The 2,949-nt window shown below is 54.2% G+C and carries 3 protein-coding genes and 1 pseudogene; 1 reads left to right on the plus strand and 3 read right to left on the minus strand.

From position 1 onward, the window contains the following. Positions 1–421 (plus strand): annotated as a pseudogene (locus ADICEAN_RS20535) (NAD-dependent epimerase/dehydratase family protein); the annotation flags it as partial. A 36-nt stretch (positions 422–457) separates the two neighbouring features. On the opposite strand, the gene ADICEAN_RS20540 reads toward ADICEAN_RS20535, so the two are convergent. The 3 genes from ADICEAN_RS20540 to porX all read right to left on the minus strand — a co-directional run. Beyond that, positions 458–1,615: an alanine dehydrogenase gene (locus tag ADICEAN_RS20540; protein WP_009197602.1), complete on the minus strand. Its 1,158-nt coding sequence runs from the start codon at positions 1,613–1,615 to the stop codon at positions 458–460. A 57-nt stretch (positions 1,616–1,672) separates the two neighbouring features. Then, positions 1,673–2,116, minus strand: a complete 444-nt coding sequence (tsaE, locus tag ADICEAN_RS20545; RefSeq protein ID WP_009197603.1) for a tRNA (adenosine(37)-N6)-threonylcarbamoyltransferase complex ATPase subunit type 1 TsaE — start codon at positions 2,114–2,116, stop codon at positions 1,673–1,675. A 3-nt stretch (positions 2,117–2,119) separates the two neighbouring features. After that, on the minus strand, positions 2,120–2,949 hold an 830-nt coding region (gene porX, locus ADICEAN_RS20550), incomplete at its 5' end, for a T9SS response regulator signal transducer PorX (RefSeq protein WP_040398651.1).

Consider the following 2,949-nt stretch of genomic DNA (forward strand, 5'->3'; position numbering starts at 1 on the left):
GTATATTATGCGACTGGGGAATGTCTATGGCTACAACCGCAGCATGCGCTTTGATGCGGTCATTAACCGCTTCATGTTTGATGCCCACTACAAGGGCCGCATCCAGATTGATGGCAGTGGCGAACAATACCGGGCCTTTTTGCACATTGGGCGCCTTACTCCCCTGCTTACTGCTCTGCGCCAGGCGGCAGTGCCCACCGGCATCTACAATGTTGTGGATCGCAACCTGCAGGTGTTGGATGTAGTGGATGTGCTAAAGGAGATCTATCCCGAGCTGGAGTTTATCTTTACCAATCAGCACCTGCAGCTGGCCCAGCTGCGGGTAAACCCCGCATCTGCCCTGCATCAGTTTCTCCCCTGGCAGGAACCGCTGCCACTTAAGGAGGAGTTGCTGGCGTTTCAGGAGAAGTTTAGTTATTAAAAAAGCCCCGTAATGGGGCTTTTTTTCGATATTTCCTTAATTCCTCGCTGCCATTAGCAGGCTCAGGTCTTTGTGTTTGAGGCCGAACTTGCGCGCTACATGCTGGTTGCTCAAAAAGCCTTTGTAGGTGTAGACCCCATTCATGAACCATTTGTTGGTGAAGATCATTTCATCGATCCCACCCACATCGGCTGCCTGCAGCAGTATGGGGCTAAAGATATTGCTGAAGGCCTGTGTGGCCGTGCGGGCTACCCGTGAGGGGATGTTGGGCACACAGTAATGGATAATCTCATGCTTGAGGAAAACAGGCTTGCTATGGGTGGTGATCTCGGAAGTCTCCACACAGCCTCCCTGGTCGATGCCCACATCAATAATGATGCTGCCGGGTTTCATGCTCATGACCATTTGATCGGTCACTACGATTTTGCTTCTGCCCTTCTCAGCCCGGATGGCCCCTACCACCACATCGGCGGTTTTAAGGCTGTTCGCTACCGTAGCCGGATCAAGCGTAGAGGTATACAAATGATGGCCCAGCGACTGGCGGATGCGGCGCAGCTTGTAAAGATGGGTATCGTAGACCTGCACTTCGGCGCCCAGACCCAGGGCCGTACGGGCCGCATACTCGCCAACGGTACCAGCGCCTAAGATCACCACCTTTGTGGGCGGCACCCCGGTGATACCCCCCAGAATAATGCCCTTTCCGCTGGCGGTGCTGCTCAGGTATTCGGCCGCAATGAGCATTACGGCGCTGCCGGCTATTTCGCTCATGGCCCGCACCACAGGCATACCCCCTACCTTGTCTTCCAGCAGCTCAAAGGCGATGGCGGTGATACGCTTTTTGTTGAGCTTATGAATGAACTCCTCTTTCTGGTTGCCCACCTGCAGGGCCGATATCAGCGTTTTACCCGGACGGATGTAGCCGATCTCCTCATCGGTGGGTGGCTCTACCTTCAGCACAATTTCCGCCTCAAACACCTCTTTGGAGGTATACTTGATCTGGGCGCCGGCATTGCTGTACTCCTGATCGGTATACTTGGCGGTATCGCCGGCTCCCTTTTCCACCCATACCTCATGTCCATTGTTTACCAGCAGGGCCACGGCCTCGGGGGTAAGGGCCACCCGGTTTTCCTGCATGGCCCGCTCCTTGGGGATGCCAATGAGTAGGTGCTTGTTGCCTTGCTTAAGCTCCAGCATTTTCTCCGGGGTAAGAGGGCGGTCTGGCGCGATAACGCCTCCATACCGGTGGAGGGCTTATTGGGTTGTTCCATGAATGCTAACGTCTACGGTTCTACTGGTATCAGGCTGAGGAATAATTCTCAGCTGAACGGTCTCGTGCGGCAGCAGGGGCGCTATACGCTCCGGCCACTCAATCAAACATATAGTACCACTATCAAAATACTCATCTGCGCCTATGCGACTGGCCTCTTCCGGTCCTTCGATCCGGTAAAAGTCAAAATGGTAGATGAGTTCGCCCTCCCTCGTCAGGTACTCATTTACCAGGCTAAAGGTGGGACTCTGCACCCGGTCCTGCACGCCTAGGCTGCGGCACAGGCTGGTGATCAGGGTGGTTTTGCCGGCGCCCATCTGCCCCTCAAAGCACCAAAGCGGGGGCGCCCCCTGCAGCCAGACCACAATCTCATCGGCTACGGACTGCAGGTTTTCCAGCCGGATGCCTTCCCATACCTTTCTTTTCATTCCTTACGCCCCCTTGCCCCTGAGGCTCACCAGGGGTACCATCATTTCTTCCATCGAGATACCGCCATGCTGAAAGGTGTCCCGATAGTAGTTTACATAGTAGTTGTAATTATTTGGGTATGCAAAGAAATAATCTTCCATGGCAAAAACATAGGCCGTAGACATATTAATCCTGGGCAAGCCCAGGCGCTCGGGCTCCCGGGCCTCCAGCAGATGGTTGCCATCCCAGTTGAGATTTCGGCCCTGCTTGTAGCGCAGGTTGGTGTTTACGCTGCGGTCGCCTATGATCTTAAAGGGCTTGCGTACCCGTATGGTGCCATGGTCGGTGGTAATGATCACCCGGCAATCCTTTTCGCTCAGGCGCTTCATCATCTCAAACAGGGGGGAGTGCACAAACCAGGAGCGGGACAGGCTGCGGTAGGCGGCTTCATCAGAGGCCAGCTCTTTAAGCATCTGTACCTCGGTGCGGGCATGGCTGAGCATGTCCACAAAATTATAGACCACCACGTTCAGATCGTTGCGCAGCAGGTTGTTGAGCTTATCGTTCACGCTTTTGCCCTGCCCGTTGTTGAGCACCTTGTGGTAGCTGAACTTTACCCCCTCAAGCTTCTCTTTTTTCAGCTGCCGCTCCAGAAATTGTTCTTCGTTCTGGTTCTTGCTATCGTCGTCATCATCGCCTACCCACAAATCGGGGTGCTGCTTGGCCATTTGCAGGGGAGTAAGGCCACTGAAAATAGCATTGCGGGCAAAGCCTGTAGTGGTGGGCAGGATAGAAAAATAGAGCTCCTCGGATTCAATGTTGAAATACTCCGATACAATGGGCTCCATGCTTT

The sequence above is a fragment of the Cesiribacter andamanensis AMV16 genome, from assembly GCF_000348925.1.
Lineage (GTDB): Bacteria > Bacteroidota > Bacteroidia > Cytophagales > Cyclobacteriaceae > Cesiribacter > Cesiribacter andamanensis.

Bases quoted from the DNA above. Each gene is read 5' to 3' on its own strand.
- ADICEAN_RS20540 (WP_009197602.1), bottom strand. From the start codon at position 1,615: ATGCTGGAGCTTAAGCAAGGCAACAAGCACCTACTCATTGGCATCCCC.
- tsaE (WP_009197603.1), bottom strand. From the start codon at position 2,116: ATGAAAAGAAAGGTATGGGAAGGCATCCGGCTGGAAAACCTGCAGTCC.